At 36.9% G+C, this 19274-nt stretch carries 16 protein-coding genes; 8 read left to right on the top strand and 8 right to left on the bottom strand.

Annotation, left to right across the window (positions count from 1 at the left end; genetic code table 11):
• Nucleotides 1-8: 8 nt before the first annotated feature.
• From MKY09_RS17125 to MKY09_RS17150, 6 genes are all read left to right on the top strand, one after another.
• Nucleotides 9-1241, top strand: a complete 1233-nt coding sequence (locus MKY09_RS17125; protein ID WP_342567171.1) for a Zn-dependent hydrolase — start codon at nucleotides 9-11, stop codon at nucleotides 1239-1241.
• A complete protein-coding gene (locus MKY09_RS17130) occupies nucleotides 1238-2410 on the top strand; it encodes an amidohydrolase (protein WP_169358508.1) in 1173 nt (390 codons plus the stop codon). Before MKY09_RS17125 ends, MKY09_RS17130 begins: the two co-directional genes overlap by 4 nt.
• A gap of 211 nt (nucleotides 2411-2621) precedes the next feature.
• On the top strand, nucleotides 2622-2912 hold the full coding sequence (locus MKY09_RS17135; RefSeq protein WP_169358507.1) for a hypothetical protein: 291 nt from the start codon (nucleotides 2622-2624) through the stop codon (nucleotides 2910-2912).
• Between the two features lie 64 nt (nucleotides 2913-2976).
• Nucleotides 2977-4698, top strand: coding sequence for an ABC transporter ATP-binding protein (locus MKY09_RS17140; RefSeq protein ID WP_342567172.1), 1722 nt, complete (start codon nucleotides 2977-2979; stop codon nucleotides 4696-4698).
• Between the two features lie 385 nt (nucleotides 4699-5083).
• Nucleotides 5084-6373, top strand: coding sequence for a helix-turn-helix transcriptional regulator (locus MKY09_RS17145; RefSeq protein WP_342567173.1), 1290 nt, complete (start codon nucleotides 5084-5086; stop codon nucleotides 6371-6373).
• Nucleotides 6370-6501, top strand: a complete 132-nt coding sequence (locus MKY09_RS17150; protein WP_340881724.1) for a hypothetical protein — start codon at nucleotides 6370-6372, stop codon at nucleotides 6499-6501. Before MKY09_RS17145 ends, MKY09_RS17150 begins: the two co-directional genes overlap by 4 nt.
• A 378-nt stretch (nucleotides 6502-6879) precedes the next feature.
• Here the strand turns inward: MKY09_RS17150 and MKY09_RS17155 are convergent, their stop codons facing one another.
• The 8 genes from MKY09_RS17155 to MKY09_RS17190 form a co-directional block, all read right to left on the bottom strand.
• A complete protein-coding gene (locus MKY09_RS17155; protein WP_169358504.1) occupies nucleotides 6880-7194 on the bottom strand; it encodes a DUF4288 domain-containing protein in 315 nt (104 codons plus the stop codon).
• Nucleotides 7195-7459: 265 nt separating this feature from the next.
• The gene (locus MKY09_RS17160) at nucleotides 7460-9274 is read right to left on the bottom strand and encodes an ABC transporter ATP-binding protein (protein WP_342567174.1); all 1815 of its coding nucleotides are present in this window, start codon (nucleotides 9272-9274) and stop codon (nucleotides 7460-7462) included.
• Entirely contained in the window at nucleotides 9267-11009 is a 1743-nt protein-coding gene (locus MKY09_RS17165) for an ABC transporter ATP-binding protein (protein ID WP_342567175.1), read from the bottom strand. The genes MKY09_RS17160 and MKY09_RS17165 overlap by 8 nt, the downstream gene beginning before the upstream one ends.
• 16 nt (nucleotides 11010-11025) lie before the next feature.
• Entirely contained in the window at nucleotides 11026-11496 is a 471-nt protein-coding gene (locus tag MKY09_RS17170; protein WP_169358502.1) for a PadR family transcriptional regulator, read from the bottom strand.
• A 156-nt stretch (nucleotides 11497-11652) separates the two neighbouring features.
• Nucleotides 11653-13179 carry an FAD-dependent oxidoreductase gene (locus MKY09_RS17175; RefSeq protein ID WP_342567176.1) on the bottom strand — a complete coding sequence of 509 codons (1527 nt, stop codon included), beginning with the start codon at nucleotides 13177-13179 and terminating at the stop codon, nucleotides 11653-11655.
• A gap of 496 nt (nucleotides 13180-13675) precedes the next feature.
• Nucleotides 13676-15073 (bottom strand): alanine/glycine:cation symporter family protein, encoded by a 1398-nt coding sequence (locus MKY09_RS17180; protein WP_251553318.1) that lies wholly within the window; start codon nucleotides 15071-15073, stop codon nucleotides 13676-13678.
• A 269-nt stretch (nucleotides 15074-15342) separates the two neighbouring features.
• Nucleotides 15343-16272 carry a manganese-dependent inorganic pyrophosphatase gene (locus MKY09_RS17185; RefSeq protein ID WP_342567177.1) on the bottom strand — a complete coding sequence of 310 codons (930 nt, stop codon included), beginning with the start codon at nucleotides 16270-16272 and terminating at the stop codon, nucleotides 15343-15345.
• 39 nt (nucleotides 16273-16311) lie between these two features.
• Nucleotides 16312-16761, bottom strand: a complete 450-nt coding sequence (locus tag MKY09_RS17190; RefSeq protein WP_298470888.1) for an Rrf2 family transcriptional regulator — start codon at nucleotides 16759-16761, stop codon at nucleotides 16312-16314.
• Between the two features lie 225 nt (nucleotides 16762-16986).
• Between MKY09_RS17190 and hmpA the strand changes: the two genes are divergently transcribed.
• Together hmpA and MKY09_RS17200 are read left to right on the top strand one after the other, a co-directional pair.
• Nucleotides 16987-18174 (top strand): NO-inducible flavohemoprotein, encoded by a 1188-nt coding sequence (hmpA, locus tag MKY09_RS17195; RefSeq protein ID WP_342568264.1) that lies wholly within the window; start codon nucleotides 16987-16989, stop codon nucleotides 18172-18174.
• 158 nt (nucleotides 18175-18332) lie between these two features.
• Nucleotides 18333-19136 (top strand): GNAT family N-acetyltransferase, encoded by an 804-nt coding sequence (locus MKY09_RS17200; RefSeq protein WP_342567178.1) that lies wholly within the window; start codon nucleotides 18333-18335, stop codon nucleotides 19134-19136.
• The last annotated feature ends 138 nt before the right edge of the window (nucleotides 19137-19274 follow it).

Here is a 19274-nt window from a genome sequence, read left to right on the forward strand (position 1 = left end):
GTGATAGAATGATAGCCAATCAACTAAGAATAGAGCAGCATATCAACCTTTTAAGTCAATATACAGCTACCCCCAAAGCAGGGGTAACAAGATTAACTTATTCAAAAGAAGATTTGGAAGCTAGAAACTATATAAAAGACATGATGAGAAATTATAACTTAACTGTTTCAGAGGATGGCCTCGGGAATATTTTTGGAAAACTCGAAGGCCTCGACCCAAGTGCACCATCGGTTATAGTAGGCTCTCATTTTGACTCTGTACCAAACGGTGGAGCATACGATGGCGCGGCTGGCGTTGTAGTCGGGTTAGAAGTTGCCGCTTTATTTAAGGAACAGCAAATCCAGCCAGTTAACTCGCTGGAGGTCATTGCAATGGTCGAGGAGGAAGGCTCTCGCTTTGGCGGTGGGCTAATGGGCTCTAGAGGAATGATGGGGTTATTATCTGAAGATGATTTCCAATCCATCAAAGACAAAAACGGGGTTTCCGTAAAAGAAGCCATGACTAATATTGGTTTAGATTTTACTAAGGAAAAATACCGTGACCCGAAAACGATTAAAGCTTTTTTGGAGTTACATATTGAACAAGGTCCTATTTTAGAAGAAAAAAACATATCTATAGGTGTTGTGGATGCTATTGTTGGTCTAACTCAGCTAGAGGTTACTATTCAAGGCAGAGCCGGTCATGCAGGTACGACGCCTATGGACAAAAGAGCTGACGCATTAGTCACAGCTGCACAAATCATTTCCGCATTTCCAAAGCTTGCTGAAGAAGTAGGACATGGGACCGTTATTACTACAGGACAATTAGAAGTTTTCCCTAACGGTTCTAATGTAATTCCAAGCAAAGTAATCTTTTCAGTAGATATACGTTCAGGAGAAGAGGAAAAAGTTCAGCAAGCAATTAATAAGGTAATGGCACTAATTGAATCTAAAAATAATTCGAACGTGCAAAGCGTCGCTGAGCAGCTGCTTCACACGACGCCAAAGGTTATGGACAAAGAAGTTCACTCTCTTTTAACAGAGGCATGCGAGAAACTAGACATTTCCTATTGCCAGATTAGTAGTGGAGCAGGTCACGATGCCATGATTTTCTCTGATTATACTGCATGTGGGATGATCTTTATCCCTAGCAGGAATGGTCTAAGTCATAGCCCGGAAGAGTGGTCGGATACTAAGGACCTTGCTAAGGGAGCAACTATTTTATATGAAACAGTATTACGACTAACGGAGGGAACAGCATGATTAACACTCAAATTAAGGAATCCATAAAAAACAACAGTGAGGAGCTAACTGAATTACGTAGGAAATTGCATAGTGAGCCAGAATTATCTTTTGAAGAATTTAAAACTACCGAATTTATTTGTAACTATTTAGACAAGCTAGGTATTTCTTATCGTAAAACAGAGCCTACAGGAGTTATCGCAGAAATCTATGGCAAAACTGATGGAAAAACTGTGGCATTACGTGGCGACATGGATGCTCTATCTGTACAGCAGCTAAATAATGTGCCGTACGCATCTAAAATAGAAGGAAAAATGCACGCTTGTGGACACGATGCTCATACGTCTATGCTACTAATTGCTGCTAAGGCATTATCTGAAGTGAAGGACCAGCTGCCTGGAAAGGTTCGCTTGCTTTTCCAACCGGCAGAGGAAATTGCTCAAGGTGCTAAAGCTATGGTTGAACAAGGTGCTATGGAAGGTGTGGACAATGTATTCGGTATACATATTTGGTCACAAATGCCGACAAGTAAAGTATCCTGCACCCCTGGACCTTCATTTGCTGCAGCCGATCTTTTCACTGTAAAGTTCAAAGGTCGCGGTGGGCATGGCGCTATTCCTGAGGCATGTATTGACGCTGCCCTTGTAGCCTCTTCCTTTGTGATGAACGTTCAAACGGTCGTTTCTCGCACTATCGATCCACAAAGTCCAGCAGTACTAACAATCGGAAAAATGATTGTTGGTACTAGGTTCAATGTTATTGCTGAAAATGCAGAAATTGAAGGAACAGTTCGTACGTTCCACCCCGAAACTCGTGATCATATGGAACAGAGTATTAAAGACTATGCGGAAAACGTGGCAGCAATTTACGGAGCAACAGCAGAAGTAGTTTATACTCGTGGAACAGATGCAGTAGATAATGAGGAAGAAAGCGCAAAGCTTGTTCAACAGGTAGCAAGCGAAGCATTTGGTTCTGACTCTGTATATGATGAAAAGCCTACTATGGGTGGAGAAGATTTCTCAGCATTTTTAACAAAAGCCCCTGGAAGCTTTGCACTAGTAGGATGCGGAAACTCCGAAAAGGATACAGAGTGGGCGCATCACCATGGTAACTTTAATATTGATGAAGATTCACTTGTAACAGGAGCAGAGCTTTATGCTCAATACGCTTGGGCCTACTTGAATAAATAACGTGATTTTTGAAAAGCTAATCCAAAGGATAATACATTCCTTAGATTAGCTTTTTCATTTTCTAAAAATTATCTATTTACTCCCCTCTTAAGTCGCCTGCCATTAAAGAAAAGCGTTAAGATATACGTCTTTTTTTAAAATTTAACTCAATTGGAAACTATTTTCTGTATTTTTCGTATATACTAGGGAAAAAAGAAGAGGAGGTATTTAAATGGAAGATATTATTGGACTTTTTATTGGCCTTGTTGCTATAGTAATGGTCTTTTCGATTCCGTTAACGGCTATTTGGACAACCCATTTACGCAAAATGCAGTCTATGAAATCTAAGGTAATAAAGGATGAAATTGAACTAGAACGGCTTAAATACGACAATTTCCTATTAGAAACAGAAAAAATGCGATTAGATTTGCAAAACAAGCAAGCTAGTCTTTTAGAAATGTCTGCAGACCCCCTAGTCGTAGAGTTGCAAAAAAGACCTAAGGCGGAGACTCAGGCTTTATAATGATCGTGCAGCTTTAGTTTGCACGATTTTTTTGGTATAAGAAATGGAGAAAGGAGTATTTAGCATGTCCTCTTCTACTAAAAATTTTTTCCAATTACTGAAAAGCTTAAGGTGGCCAGTTAAAATAGCAGTTTTAGCTATCATCCTTTCCTTATTAAGCACGGTCATTAGTTTAGTAGTACCTTTAGTAACTAAAACACTAGTTGACTCATTGACCTCAACTAGCTTCAATTGGACTCTTATCCTATTGTTATTGGCTGTATTTATATTGCAGGCCGTGTTCGGTGGTTTTTCCTACTACCTTTTGTCCTACATAGGAGAATTTGTCGTTGCTGATTTGAGAAACAAGCTATGGAGCAAGGTTCTTCATTTACCGATCCCCTACTATGACCGACATGAAAGCGGCGAAACAATGAGTCGTATCACTCAAGATACTTCTACATTAAAATCATTAATCACTGACCACTTAGTTAATTTTGTATCAGGTATCATAACGATCATTGGTTCAGTTATCATTTTATTTTTTATAGACTGGAAAATGACATTAATCATGCTTATAAGCGTTCCACTAAGTATGGCTATTATGATGCCTTTAGGTTCTATGATGCATAAGGTCGCGAAGGCAACCCAAAAAGAAATGGCCTCATTTTCTGGATTGCTAGGTAGAGTTCTATCTGAGATAAGACTAGTAAAATCTTACCGGGCAGAAGAAAATGAAACCGTTAGTGGCGGAGAGGCAATCCAAAGACTTTATCGGTATGGACTGAAGGAAGCCAAGATTCAATCATTCATATCCCCTTTTATGACCCTTATTATGATGGCTATCCTAGTTGTCATTTTAGGTTATGGAGGATTACAGGTTTCTAATGGCACACTCTCTGCTGGAGACCTTGTGGCAATTATCTTCTATTTAGTTCAAATAATTTTTCCCTTCGCTCAAATGGCAACGTTCTTTACCTCCTTCCAAAAGGCTGTGGGAGCAACGGAACGAATTCAAGAAATATTTGCAATGGACAGTGAACCTGTTGAGGATCAATCATCAACAGCGTTGGAGGATGGGATAATAACTTTTAAAGACGTTCATTTTTCTTATGGAGAAAACAAAAAAATTATAAATGGAATTACGTTTGAAGCAAAGCCTGGTACAGTTACCGCTTTTGTAGGACCAAGTGGTGGAGGAAAAACTACTATCTTTTCGTTACTCGAGAGGTTTTACGAGCCTGACCATGGTTCAATTTATTTTAACGGATCTCCTATTCACGAACTACCTTTAAGGGATTGGCGTTCTAAAATGGGGTATGTATCACAGGAAAGCCCTTTGATGAGCGGTACTATCTTGTCTAATATGACTTATGGTATGACAAAAATCCCTCCGCTGGAAAAGATTATAGAGGCTGCAAAAGCTGCAAATGCCTCGTCCTTTATAGAAGAGCTTCCTGACAAATACGATACGCTTGTAGGCGAACGAGGAATGAAGCTATCTGGCGGGCAAAGACAACGAATAGCAATTGCAAGAGCACTCTTACATGACCCTAAAATATTGTTATTAGATGAGGCTACCTCAAACTTAGATAGTGGATCAGAATCTTTTGTTCAAGAAGCACTAGAACGATTAATGAATGGTCGTACTACCTTAATCATCGCCCATCGATTGGCAACCATCATGCATGCTGACCAAATCTTTTTTATAGAGCAGGGAGAAATTACAGGCACCGGTACACATGAAGAATTACTAAGTAGTCATGAATTATATAAAGAGTTTACACAAGGACAAGGATTATCTTAGAATCTATCTGTCATATTTCTTTCTAATGTAGAATAAGATAACTTTAACCCTCTAAATTCACCTAAGAAAGTGTAAATGCCAAGCGTAGTTTTTTGCTTATATAACAGGTTTCGGATGTAAAATTTTAACTTTGAAGTTCCCAAAAGACTATTTTATAACTTTATTTTAGTAGTAAAATAAATTCATATTGATACCATTAAATTACAACTTTTAAAATATTCATAACCATTTTAGGAAAGTGATATACAAAAACACCATTTTTTTGATAGTTTTCAACAACCACTTTCATAATAATTCAATTCTATACTTTTTTCAGTTTTTTTATGCTATCTTTATTATAGTATCTGATTCCTATTTAGATCCTACTCGAGGGGGGTTGAATTAGGTGAATATAGGGCAGCTAATCAAATTAGAACGGCAAAGACAAAACATGAAGCAGGAATATTTAGCTTCAGGTATTTGCGTTCCATCTTATCTTAGTAGAATAGAAAATGGGTTAGTTATCCCTAGTGAGGATGTTCAGCAACACTTACTAAAACGATTAAATATTCCGAGTTATGCATTGAATACGACCGGAAACGAAGAAAAGTTATTATACTTTAAAAACCTTTTTAAAAGTGTTATAAATTCACGTGACAAGGAGAAAGCAAAAACTCTTTATCACGACCTCCATGTCTACATAGAAGATCATCCCTTCGAACCTAACAGGCTAACACTTCTTGTGATGGAGACACGATTGATGCTTATGCTACCTGACTATACAAAAGAGGTGCAATCAAACCTAGCTATCTTGGAAGAGTTTAAGAAAGAAATGTCTACCGATCAATTATTTTACCTGTCTACGATTCAAGGAATTATTGCCTACCAAGACAATGAATTTAGGCAAGCTTCTGAGATTTTCTTGCAAATCTTTTCTCTAATAAAAAGCTATCGCATGGAAGACTGGGAAATGGCAGAACTTTATTATATTTCTAGCTTAGCCTTTTTATCTGAGTCTAGGTATATACTAGCTATTGATTACGTAAAATCTGCTTTATCCTATTTTAATCAAGAAATTTTAATAGAGAGATCAATTGAATGTCTGGTTATTTTAGGAATAGCTCAAAAAAATACTGGTGTATTAAAAGATGCTATTGCATCTTATGAAAAGGCAAGAGAAATAAGTTCTAAAATTGAATCTGCAAAATTTAAAGGAATGATAGAACAAAATATTGGAGCATGTTATTCTCTCTTGAAAGAGAGTGATTTAGCGCTTTTTCACTTTAAAAGTAGTTTACAGGCTAATTCAGATCCCAATAAGAATGTGATTTCTATTTTATCTATTTTAAAAGAACATCATAAAAATAATGATATTAGTAATGCCTTAATTTGGTTAAATAGTGGTTTAGAAATATTAGATAAGCTCTCTGAGAGTAATAGAGATTTTTATTCTAATCATTTCACAGTCTATAAAGTATTATTGCTTAATGATCCTAACTCTATTACAACCTTTAAACAAGTCTTGGACTATTTCGAGGGTAAACAAGAGTTCAAATATTGTTCTATTTATTGCTATGTTCTAGCAAAAAAGTTAGCTAAAGAGAAACAATATAAACAAGCTACTATTTATTATCAAAAAGGCTTTAACTATCATATAAAACAATCTAAAGTATCTAGTTGGGAGGAATTGTCATGAAAAAATTTTTTATTGGTGTATTATGTCTTTCTGCATTATTAATAGCAAGCGTATCCAATGTAACTGAGATAGCTGTAGATGCAAAACCAGAAATCACTTCAATCAAGCCTGGTTCTAAATTCCTTTAAAATAGTTAGTTAAAAGAGGATTGGAATAATATTTTATCATTACACTAAAAGGGAAATTGCACTTTGGATTTCTCTTTTTGTGTTTTATTTGGGGAAATATCCGATAAGATCTATTCTCGTACTGTGTATTCACTTAAATTTGTGACCATGAATACGATTATACTAGTTGTTCGGAGTGGAGGCGGCGACTCCTAGGGGACAAGCGCGTGGGAGAGACTACAGGCTCGACCCGTGCCCCCAGGAAAGCGTCCGCCGTAACGGAGAACAACGGCTAAGTAGGTATAAAAATAAAGCAGTTCAAATTTTACTTATCGTAAAATTTGAACTGCTTTTAAATTTGAGGTAGGTTTTGTCCCACCATCTTATTTTATATTCTTTTCAATAAGTTCTATCTAGGTGAGCTGCTTCATCGAGGATTATATGGTGGCTGTAGACTTCTGCAAATTCTAGTGATTCTTCAATTTTGTCAACCATTTCGAAAACATCAAGAATCATCACTAATTTTATTATTGTCTTTTCTCCAAAGGCATTGGTATAAGTGACGTCTTTAAAATGCTCCTTTACTAAACGATCTACATCTTCAAATCTAGGTGCTCGAACGATGTTGATGGTTTCTTCAAATGTTTTATTAGGCATAGATTCAGGCGAGGAAATATGTTCAAATAATAGTTTGACCGAAAACGTTCTCTCCATTCTTTTCACCTCAATTCCTTTTTTTTCTTATCTTAATTATTGAACATTCTTGTACTAAAAGCTACTTCTTTAAGTTGTGAAAGTCTCTATTGAAAATAGCTCTAAAACGCAAAAAAAATTAGCTACTTTCATACTAAGGTTTATATCTTTTGTTGTATAATTCGACTTATATTTCACTTTAGCCACCTAAAGTTATTAGTTCTAAAATACTTTTAATTTTAAAAAACTCTGTGAGGCCATTGACAAGCCCCACAGAGTTTCTATTTTAAATATTAAATTGACTTTCATATAGGTCAGAATAGAACCCTTTTTTCTGTAGCAACTCCTGATGTGTTCCAGATTCAATTAGCGTCCCATGATGGATAACCAATATTCGATCAGCATTTTCTATCGTTTTTAAGCGATGAGCAATCACAAAGCTGGTTCGTCCTTCTGATAGCCTATTTAATCCTCGCTGAATCTCAATCTCTGTCTTCGTATCTATACTAGAAGTTGCTTCATCTAATATGAGAATGTCCGAATCCGCCAATATTACTCTAGCAATCGCTAGGAGCTGTCTCTGACCCTGACTAAGACTTGAGCCGCCGGAGGTGATGATGGTCTCATACTGATCTGGTAAGTGCTTGATGAAACTATGAGCAGATGCCATTTTGGCTGCAGCTACAACTTCCTCATCTGAAGCATTTAAACGTCCATAGCGAATATTCTCCATAATTGTTCCAGAAAACAAGAACGTATCTTGAAGCACGATTCCAATTTTTTCTCGAAGCTGGCTAATTTTATAGTTTTGAATGTTAACTCCATCTATTTGAATATTTCCAGAATCAATATCATAAAAGCGCATCAGTAGATTTATAATCGTCGTTTTGCCGGATCCAGTGGGACCAACTAATGCAACCTTCTCTCCTGCCTTTACTTGAAAGGTTATGTCCTTTAGGATAGAGGCTTCCTTTTCATATGAGAAGTTTACATGAGAAAATTGTACATCCCCCTTGAAGGATTTTATATCTAAAGCATTGTCCTTATCTTGCATGTCGGGTGATTCATCCATAATTTCAAATACCCTTTCGGCTCCTGCTATCGCAGATTGAAAAGTGTTAAGCAGGTTAGATAGCTGGTTAATCGGACGGAAGAATTGACGTGAATAGGTAACAAAAGCAGCAATAATTCCAACTGTCGCCATCTCTTGTACTGTCATCACTGCCCCTACTCCGATAATTAGCGCAAGTCCAAGATTATTGATGAAGTTATTGATTGGGCCTAAAAACCCGGATACTGTATCAGCTGCCATGGCAGAGCCTCGCAGCCTTTCATTTACACTTGAAAATTTATTAAACGTATTCTCTTCTTGGCCAAATAGAGTAATAACCTCATTACCTGAGATTGCTTCCTCTATAAAACCATTTAACTCTCCTAAATCTCGCTGTCTTTTTATAAAGTTACTGCTGCTATATTTGATAATTTTTTTCGTAGTAAAAATGATAAGCGGAATGATTAGCAGTGATACGATTGCTAAAATCCCGTTTAATGCAAACATCGCGATAGCCACTCCACTTACCATCAGAATGGAGGAAAATATTTGGATAACGCTTTGACTCAATGCATTATTTAAGCTCTCTATATCATTCGTCACACGACTCATAAGATCTCCATGGGTCCGTTTATCAAAAAATCGTAATGATAAGGTTTGGAATTTAATAAACAATTCCTGGCGCAGTGTTTGGATGGTTTTTAGCGACACTCGCACCATTAAAAATGTTTGTAGCCAAGTGAATATCGAAGATGCTGTATATACTAATGCTAAAAATATTAAGAAACGAAGAGTTCCATTTAAATCCTTAGGAATAATATAGTCATCAATTATGACTCCGATAAGGTATGGTGCTAGTAAATTTAGCAAGGTGGACACAATAACAAAGCCGCTTGCTGCAATTAGAGCTATTTTTTGTTTCTCTAAGTAACCCCATATTCTTTTAATGGTGCCTTTACTATCCTTTGCCTTGACCACAGGGCCTCCGAACCCTCTTGGACCTCGAGCCCTTCCCATGGCATTGGGTGGTTGAGTGGATGCTTTATTCATCTGAAAGGACCCCCTTCCCACTTTGCGTTTCATAAATCTCTCTATATACCTTACTAGTCTGCAGAAGCTCATCATGTGACCCAGTAGCTTCTATACGACCATCGTCAATGACTAATATTTGATCAGCATCAATGATAGAAGATACTTTAGAAGAAATGATAAACACCGTTGCTTCTCCGTATTGTTCTTTTAAAGTCTTTTGTATTGCTGCTTCAGACAACGCATCTACGGCAGATGTAGAATCATCAAAAACTAGAATCTTAGGCTGGCGAATAAAGGCCCGCGCCATAGATAAGCGTTGCTTCTGCCCTCCGGATAAATTGGTTGCACCCTGCATCAGCTCATGTTCAAATTCTTGCTCCAGTTTCTCGATAAACTCGTAGGCTACTGCGGAGCGAGCTGCATTTTCCATCTGTCTTATATCTGCATTTTCATTTCCATAGCGTAAGTTTTCCTCGATGGTACCAGAGAACAAGGTAGCCTTTTGAGGGACAAATCCAATTAGGCTTCGTAGCTCTTTTAAAGGATATTCCTTAATATCTTTACCACCTATTCGAATCATTCCCGTGTCTGGGTCATATAACCGAGAGATTAACTTTACTAGGGTAGACTTACCGCTTCCTGTTGATCCAATTATGCCAATTGTATCACCAGGATTCGCGTGAAATGAGATGTCCTTTAAGACATATTCACCGTTTTTACTATAGCTAAAGTTAACTTGGTTAAATTCTACTTCTCCAGTTACGTAAGTTTGATGTATCGGATTTACTGGCTCTTGTATTTCAATATTCGTATCTAAAACTTGCTGAATACGGTTTGCTGAGGTAAAGGAACGAGTAATTTGCATTAATACATGACTACTTGAGATAAGACCATTCATAATAATATTAAGATAATTGATAAAAGCTAGAATAACTCCAACCTGCATAGTCCCTTCATCTACTTTGATGGCACCCATCCACATCCCAAAAACAACACCTACGTTTACGATAAATAACATGACAGGCATTAGCGATAAGATGACTTGTTCTGCAGCCATATTTCTTTTAGTCAAAGTGTCATTCACATTTTTAAAAGATTCTATTTCATGATGCTTTCGATTAAATGCTTTTATAACTCGAATACCAGAAAATGTCTCTTGTAACTTCGTATTTACTTTATCCATTGCCTTCTGTACCTTGACGAAAAGCTTGCCTGTTCTTGATGAGAAGAAATAAATAAATGCCATTAAAATAGGTATAGTCACTAATAATACTGGAAATAACTCTCTTGCAGTGACCCATACGATAATAACTGAGCCTATAAACAACAATGGTCCTCGTACGAAAATACGTAATGTCATCATTAATGCCTGCTGTACTGAAGTGACATCATTTGTCACAATCGTGATAAGTTTTCCCGTTCCATAGGTATCTGTGTTACCACTAGAAAATTGCTGTGTCTTTTGAAAGACATCTCTCCGAATGTCAGCAGCAAAATTGACTGCAGCCTTGGAACTATAAACCGTACAACCTGCTCCTCCTATTAAACCGATAAATGCAGTGACGAGCATTAATATACTCATCTGGATAACATAGGCATTATCATTTTCCGCAATACCATTATCGATAATATGCTGCATAATCGTTGGCTGGAGTAAATCCATTGCCACCTCTAAACACATGAGTAAAGGAGCTAATATAGCAAAAACCGTATATGGTTTTAAATAACGAAGCAGCTTTTGTAGGGATTTCATATATTATCTCCCCCTTCTATAGATTTTCTTTTTGCAATTGCTTTGTAATAGATTGCATGAAAGCTGTTAACCGAATTGTATTTTCCTTATCTTTTCTAGAGGCTTTAACTGCTTTCCTTAGCTCATCCTCCCATAGATCGAGTGTCTCTTTAAGCTGAATGGCCTCCGAAGAATTTTGCCATTCCCATCTCGCTTGCCAATTGTCCCAAAAATCTTCTGTTTTTTGTTTAGAGTATTCTTTAAGTCGAGACTTCCCCTTGTCACCCAGAGAGTAAATTTTCTTCTCCGATTCAAGTAACAACTCAATCATTTCCTGCTCCAGCAATTCCTGCAAAGCTGGATACACGGTCCCAGCACTGGCTGAATAAAATCCCCCAGCTCGCCTTTCTAATTCCTTCATCAGCTGATAACCATGCTTTGGACCTTCCTCCAACAAATGTAGTATCGCTAGCTGAACAAACCCTCTTCTCCTTTTTATATCGATCACTTCCTTTATGTATATCGATAATTTTAATCGATATACTTTAGAAAGACAATACTAATGATATCTGATATTCGGAATAAGGAAAACAACACAAAAAGGGCCAAGAAGGTATAAATAACTTTCTTGGCCCTTATATAACGGCTAATAACATTAGCCTTCTTAGTTTAATCTTTTTAATGGTTCGAACGCTGGTCCCTCCAGCACCTCACCTTTATAGTTAAAGCGTGAACCATGACATGGACAATCCCAAGAGCTTTCTGCATTATTAAACGCAACATCGCACCCCATATGGGTGCATACTGGTTTAACTAAATACACTTTTCCATTCTCGTCCTTGTATGCGCCTACCTTTTTTCCTTCTACTTTTACAATATCACCTGTACCTACTTTTAAATCCTCTAGTTGGAGGTCTACTTTTTCGGTCTTACCTTTAACGAATTCCTTAGCAACACTCGCGTTAGCTTTTGTGAATTTAGTAATATCTTCTTTTTTCATTTTTGATCTTGTAGGTGCAAAGAATTCTGCAAATCGATTTTCTTTTCCTAATACATTGTCTACCATAATTTGAGCAGCAACTACACTGTTAGTCATCCCCCATTTTCGGTATCCAGTTGCCACTAATACATCTGGTTTGTCAGAGGTCATTACACCAATATAAGGGACTTTATCTAATGTTTCTAAATCTTGTGCAGACCATCGATAGTTATACGATTGAAAGTTAAACTTTTCCCGACCAAAGGCAGCTAACGTTTCATACTTAGCAGTGGTATCTCCCTCCTGCCTTCCTGTCACATGACCTTCTCCGCCCAACAAAATATATCTTTTCCCGTCTGATCCTAAGGCTGAACGAATTGACCTTGTGGGTTGCTCTACATTAATGTACATACCCTTCGGAGAGCTTTTTTCTGCAGGAGCGGCTATGACATAAGAACGGTGTGGTTCTAACCGTGTAAAATATAAACCATTTTCATCATTAAAAGGATAATGGCTGCAAACGAGAATTTTCTTCGCTTTTATCTTGTGGCCGTCTACTGTTTTAACGATATTGTCTGATAGAAGATCTTTAGCTCGAGTCTCTTCAAAGAAATGTACCCCATTTTGTACTGAGTGATCAACTAAAGCTTTGGCATATTTTACAGGATGAAACTGTCCTTGGTTTTCTAACCTAAGTGCTTTTTTCACCTGATATGGAAGCTCTGTTTCTTCCGTTAGAGTAGCAGGTCCAATACCTAATTTCTGATAGGCGTCCATTTCTTTTGTAACAGTATCTACTCCCGCTTCCGTATCTGCATATATGTAGGCAGGTACTTTTTCAAAATCACATTTAATACCTAAATCTGAGACGGTACGTTCCACGAAGTTAAGAGCGTCTGCCTGTGCCTCATAGTATAACTTTGCTTTTTCTTCATTAAAGGTATTGATCAGTTGCTGGTATACATGTCCATGCTGGGCGGTTACCTTTGCTGTTGTAAAACCAGTTGTTCCACTTAAAATTTTACTTCCCTCAATAACGGCCACTGATTTTCCACTTTTACTTAGTAAATATGCCGCAGTTATTCCTGTTAAACCTGCTCCAACTACTAATACGTCAACCTCTATATTTTCATTTAACTTAGGAAACAATGGGAGTTCATTATTAGCTAACCAATAAGACTCTAAGTTTCCCGGTAATATCTTTTCTGTCATTATGTTTCCTCCTTTATTTATACTAGTGTCTATCTATTCATGAAAGTTTATTCAACAGAATCCATTTCATAATTCCTTTTTTATGGATAAACACGAACAATTCAAAGAGAATAATAAAATTTATTTGTTTTTAACAAGAGAGTAGAATGGATTTTTGATTTAGAGGATGCTTTTTCATAGGGCTAGCGTATGTCTGAAGCTTGTCGATTGTTATAATTCTGCATTTAAAATGAAACTCTATTTATGCAAATTGCTTCACAGAACGTAAATGGATTGATAGTAACTCTCTTAAGCCTTTGATACCCGCCCCATATTATTACAAAACGCATTAGATAAAAATACAACTAGTTTTTATAATAGGTTGGTACGGCTAGGACACCTTATAATAAGACTTCCTGGCAGAATAATTATTAGATAAAAATAAAGCTGCGAAATTTTACTGACTCGTAAAATTTTCGCAGCCTTCTTTAAAATATTTATATAGCTTCTTTACTGATTATCTATCCTCTTCATCCCAGCACTCTGTATTTTTCAGTCCTGGTATTGATTTAGCATAAAAGACCGGATCTTCCCCTTTTTTTCGTTGCCTTGTAAAATCATCTAATACCTTAAAGGCTACTTTACCCAAGAGGATTATAACCGCTATATTCAGCGTAGCCATTAATCCCATGAAGAGATCGGCCAAGTTCCAAACAAGCTGAACATGTGCAATAGAACCAAACATTACCATACCTAATACTACAAAACGATAAGCCGTAAGCCATCCCTTGCTTGCATTCATAAATTCTATATTCGTTTCCCCGTAATAATAATTACCCATAACAGAACTAAATGCGAAGAAAAGAATAGCTATTGCTACAAAGTAAGGAGCCCATTCACCAACATGAACAGCTAATGAGTTCTGGGTAAGAACAACCCCATCATCCTCACCTGTGCTATAAAGGCCTGCCAAAATAATAATAAATGCGGTTGCTGAACAAATGATAATTGTATCAAAAAATACACCTAAACTTTGAACAAGACCTTGTTTCGCTGGATGAGATACACTTGCCGTTGCTGCAGCATTTGGAACACTCCCCATCCCTGCCTCATTAGAGAATAATCCACGTCTAACTCCTTGCATAATAGCCGCTCCAATTGTCCCTCCTACAGCTTCCTCTAGACCGAAAGCATGTGTAACAATTAACTTGAACACTCCTGGAACTTCAGAAATATTTGTAATAACTACAAAAAGAGTAATAGCCAAATAGAATAGGGCCATTACAGGAACAACTATCTGAGTAACACGGACAATCCTATGTACACCGCCAAAGATAATAATTGCTGTTAATATAACTAAAACGATTCCAATTAAATAAGGAGGAATATCAAATACCTCTCCTACAGAAGCAGCGATTGTATTGGATTGCACAGCATTAAATATAAATCCAAAACACAAGATTAAAAGAATACTAAATACTATTCCAAGCTTTCTACTCCCGAGTGCTTTCTCCATATAATATGCAGGGCCGCCACGAAAATTTTTCCCATCTCTTACCTTATATACTTGTGCCAGAGTACTTTCTATAAATGCAGTCGCCATACCAATTACAGCTATAACCCACATCCAAAATACAGCCCCTGGCCCCCCAATACCTATCGCTAAAGCCACTCCCGTTATATTACCTGTACCTACTCGAGAGGCAGTACTGATTGTAAATGCCTGAAAGGGGGAGACTCCACCTTTTTCTTCTTTTTTCTCTGTAATTAAACGAAACATCTCTCCAAACAAACGAAATTGAACAAATTTTGTACTAAACGTAAAATACAAACCTGCTCCAACGAGCAAGGCAATCAATATATAAGTCCATAAAATATTATTGAACCCATCAACAAAGGTCTCAAGCCACCCCATATTATTTCCCTCCTAATTTTATACTCTTTGCTATATACCCTATTTGTCCTACAAATAACAAGATATCGTAAACTTTTTTATTTTTTCCTGATAAAGATTTGTTTTAAATAGTTCTTAATGATTAATAAAGCCAGTTATCGTAACCTCCCAGCCTAAGACATAAGGCCGTTTCTCAAGTTTTCTACTATACAAAAATACCCCAAGAGATTTTACTCTTGGGGTATCTTTCCAATGTTACTTCCTAAAAACTACACTAGAAAGTTTTATATTTATTCAGCTAACGCTTCTGTTAATGCTGGTACTACTTGCTTCTTACGTGAAACGACACCTTTTAATAATGCAACATTATTAACAAACGCCACATTAAATGCAGCCTCCGCTTTTAATGCCATTTTCCCTAACGCTAAAGCTACGGAGTCATTATTTAGGATATCTGTTACAACAAAAAAGAATAGATCTAATTCTTTTTCTTGAATTTCCATGTTAATCAATTCTTCTAATTGCTCTTGACGTCCCATCACGTCATTCACATCAACAGCATTCACTTGAGCAATGATTACCTTATGTTCACCCATAGTAAACTCTTTCGCATCTAACGAAAGTAAATCCTCTAGGCTCTTATCACTAAGGTCGGCTCCGGCTTTTAGCATAGCTAGGCCATACTCTTCCACATTTACTCCAGCTAGTTTTTCTAATTCACGCGCAGCCGTAATATCTTCTTCCGTGCACGTTGGGGATTTAAATAATAACGTATCTGAAACAATAGCGGATAGCATCAAGCCTGCAATGTTAGACGGTATTTCGATACCTTTTTCTTTAAATATTTTATTGATGATCGTAGCAGTACACCCTACTGGCTCTGCGCGATAATACAAAGGATCTGCCGTTTCAAAGTTAGCGATACGGTGATGGTCAATAACCTCTGTAATTTGTACTTCTTCTATTCCAATTGCGCTTTGTTGTTTTTCATTGTGATCTACTAAAATTACTTTTGTCGCTTCAGTTTCTACATTTTTTATCATTCGTGGAGCTTCAAACCCAAATTTCTCAAGTGCATATTTAGTCTCATTGTTTAATTCGCCTAAACGAACTGCCTCAGCCTCTACGCCAATCGCATTTTTTAAATATGCATATACAATAGCTGAAGTAATTGTATCTGTATCAGGGTTTTGATGTCCAAAAACTAGTACCTTTTCCATGAATAATCCTCCTAAAAATCTTTTTCCGACCTTATTTTATCATATATCTTGTCTATCATTGAAAAGTAAATTTGCTAATACATCCTTGTTATTAAGAAAGTCTGCAAGTGTATATTCGTCTAGCACCGTTAAATAGGCTTTTAGTGCTCTATTTAAAGCTCTCCTTAACCCGCAAGCTGGAGTTATGACACATCGATTTGCCTGACAATCAAAGCATTCTACTAAATGGAAATCATCCTCTGTCTTCCGTACAACTTGTCCTATGTTAATCTCCCCTGGTTCCATAGCCAAACGAATACCGCCACCTCTGCCACGAATCGTTTCAATATACCCAAGTTTCCCTAAATCATAGGTCACTTTCATTAAATGATTTTTAGAAATACCATATGCTTCTGAAATATCTTTAATAGTTGATAGGTCGCCTTTGTTTTTTGCTCCTAGATAGATCAATACTCGAAGCGAAAAGTCTGTATACATTGTCATTCTCATACTAACACCGCCATTCATTCCATTATACCTACTATGACAAACTCGTGAAAGAAATGTGACTGTTTATTTACAAAGATTAAAAGATGTATTTTAAATATTGCTTTTAATTTTGATGAGGGGTATGTTGAACTTATAAAAACAAAGCGCTATTATTTATGCTCTTGTGAATAAGTCATGCAGGCACATACGGATAGCGCTGAAAATGAAAAGGATGTGCAGATGCATATGTTATCCCAACACACAATTGATATAGTAAAATCCACTGTCCCTGTCTTAGAAGTACACGGAGTAGCAATCACAACTACATTTTATAGAAATCTTTTTGAAGCTCATCCAGAGCTATTAAATATTTTTAATCATGCTAACCAAGAGAAAGGTCGCCAGCAAAATGCTTTAGCTAATACGGTCTATGCCGCAGCTGTTCATATTGATAACTTAGCTGCTATTATTCCTGCCGTAAAACAGATTGGGCAAAAGCATGTAAGTTTAGGGATTAAGCCTGAACATTATCCGATTGTCGGTCAACATCTATTAGGAGCTATAAAAGAAGTATTAGGCGATGCGGCAACAGACGAAATAATTAATGCATGGGCTGAAGCATATGGAGTGATCGCAGATGCTTTTATAGGAATTGAAGAGGATATGTACGTAGCAGCCGAAAATCAAGAAGGAGGCTGGAGATTTTTTAAAGACTTTATCATTACTGATAAGGTGAAGGAAAGTGATAATATTACCTCCTTTTACTTTAAGCCTGCAGACGGAGGTGCCTTACCTTCCTATGAACCAGGTCAATATATTACTGTACGAGTAAATATTCCAGGAGAACAATATTTGATGAACAGACAATATAGTCTATCTAAAGCTTCTGATTTAGACGCATTCCGAATCTCCGTAAAGAAAGAAGACGAAAGCAATCCTGAAGGAAAAGTATCCGTACATCTTCATAAACAAATGAATATAGGTGATAAAGTGGAGATAAGCGCTCCTGCTGGGGAGTTTACGCTCAATAAGGAAGAAACTGCTCCAGTAACTTTTATTAGCGGCGGAGTAGGAATCACACCTATGATGAGTATGCTTGAAACAGTAGCAAACAATCAGCCTGAACGTTCTGTTTCCTTTATATGTAGTACACGTAAGAAGAATTTGCATCCCTTTGACCAAGATATTCGCTCTTTAATAGATTCCTTGGAAAATGGCGTATATAAATCTCTATATTCCGAAGAAGGAGATGGATATATAACTAAAGAGATTATTAAAGAGTACGCTCACAAAGATGGAGATGTATATGTATGTGGTCCAGTAAGCTTTATGGAAGCGATGATCAATCATTTGTTAGAGCTTGGATTTGCAAAAGGTCATATTCATTACGAATTCTTCGGACCTGCACTGAATTTAAATTTAACTGAAGTGTAATAAATCTTTAAGCTAGGATGCTGTCTATTTATGGGCAGCATCCTTTTTAGGTATTTTTTTACCAATTAATATGCTTTTAGATATATGAATAGTTAAAAGGAAATGCTATAATTAGCCTATATTTTATTTTAAAGATAGAAATGAGTGATAAATTCATAATGGTTAAACAATTTGAGAGTAAGTATATTCCCCTATCTAACTACTTTAAAAAGTGCATTAAAAAAGAATTTATCCTTACATATGAAGAAATTGAGGCAATCATAGGGCAAGCACTACCAAATGCAGCCTACTTAAGCAGCAGTTGGTGGAAAAAAACAAAACCACCTGCCTTACACTACTTTGCGTGGATAAATTATGGGTATTCAGTAAAGGATGTAGTTTTAGGAGAGACGGTTATCTTTCAGGCAATGAATGAAGTAGAAGATGAGGAAAACGACATAGATCAAGATATATTAGTTATCCGAGAAGCAGAACTAGAGGATGCTCGTCCCTTCATTACTTTGCAAGAGGCTATTTTTTCAGAAACAGACTTTATGCTGTATGGGGAGTCTGACTTTCAAATGACCGTTCAGCATATAAGAAAGCAGATGACTGTTTGGAAAAGCTCACCTAACTCGGTCCTTTTCCTAGCCATTATGAATGGACAGTTTGCCGGCTTTATATTACTTCAAGGTCATTCTGCTCCTAGAGCAAGACATCGCTCCTCTTTAGTAATAGGAGTAAAAAAGCAATTCTCTAGAAAAGGTGTTGCCTCTTCACTTATTAACCGAGCATTTCTCTGGGCAAAACAAAATGGGGTCACTAAGCTAGAGCTCACCGTTGTAAAAGAGAATGTGGTGGCATACAGACTTTACCAAAAAGCTGGCTTCGAAAACGAAGGGCTAAGAAAAAACTCCTTGCTCATTAAAGGACAATACGTAGATGAATACTATATGGGCCGAGTCATCGAGTCAGAGAATTGAAAGATATCTATACAAACGGTATTTCATGCATTTAACTAGCTGTAAGAAGGCACAAAAAACTTACGATATTTAAAATGTATTCATGTTCAAAAAAAGAAGGCACTTTCTGTTCGATTTAGAACAGAATTGCCTTCTTTC

Origin of the sequence: Psychrobacillus sp. FSL K6-4046 (assembly GCF_038624605.1) — a bacterium.
GTDB lineage: Bacteria > Bacillota > Bacilli > Bacillales_A > Planococcaceae > Psychrobacillus.

What these genes read in the sequence shown, in the direction of transcription:
- MKY09_RS17125 (WP_342567171.1), top strand. Translation starts at nt 9, where the DNA reads ATGATAGCCAATCAACTAAGAATAGAGCAGCATATCAACCTTTTAAGT.
- MKY09_RS17130 (WP_169358508.1), top strand. Translation starts at nt 1,238, where the DNA reads ATGATTAACACTCAAATTAAGGAATCCATAAAAAACAACAGTGAGGAG.
- MKY09_RS17135 (WP_169358507.1), top strand. Translation starts at nt 2,622, where the DNA reads ATGGAAGATATTATTGGACTTTTTATTGGCCTTGTTGCTATAGTAATG.
- MKY09_RS17140 (WP_342567172.1), top strand. Translation starts at nt 2,977, where the DNA reads ATGTCCTCTTCTACTAAAAATTTTTTCCAATTACTGAAAAGCTTAAGG.
- MKY09_RS17150 (WP_340881724.1), top strand. Translation starts at nt 6,370, where the DNA reads ATGAAAAAATTTTTTATTGGTGTATTATGTCTTTCTGCATTATTAATA.
- MKY09_RS17155 (WP_169358504.1), bottom strand. Translation starts at nt 7,194, where the DNA reads ATGGAGAGAACGTTTTCGGTCAAACTATTATTTGAACATATTTCCTCG.
- MKY09_RS17160 (WP_342567174.1), bottom strand. Translation starts at nt 9,274, where the DNA reads ATGAATAAAGCATCCACTCAACCACCCAATGCCATGGGAAGGGCTCGA.
- MKY09_RS17165 (WP_342567175.1), bottom strand. Translation starts at nt 11,009, where the DNA reads ATGAAATCCCTACAAAAGCTGCTTCGTTATTTAAAACCATATACGGTT.
- MKY09_RS17175 (WP_342567176.1), bottom strand. Translation starts at nt 13,179, where the DNA reads ATGACAGAAAAGATATTACCGGGAAACTTAGAGTCTTATTGGTTAGCT.
- MKY09_RS17180 (WP_251553318.1), bottom strand. Translation starts at nt 15,073, where the DNA reads ATGGGGTGGCTTGAGACCTTTGTTGATGGGTTCAATAATATTTTATGG.
- MKY09_RS17185 (WP_342567177.1), bottom strand. Translation starts at nt 16,272, where the DNA reads ATGGAAAAGGTACTAGTTTTTGGACATCAAAACCCTGATACAGATACA.
- MKY09_RS17190 (WP_298470888.1), bottom strand. Translation starts at nt 16,761, where the DNA reads ATGAGAATGACAATGTATACAGACTTTTCGCTTCGAGTATTGATCTAT.
- hmpA (WP_342568264.1), top strand. Translation starts at nt 16,987, where the DNA reads ATGTTATCCCAACACACAATTGATATAGTAAAATCCACTGTCCCTGTC.
- MKY09_RS17200 (WP_342567178.1), top strand. Translation starts at nt 18,333, where the DNA reads ATGGTTAAACAATTTGAGAGTAAGTATATTCCCCTATCTAACTACTTT.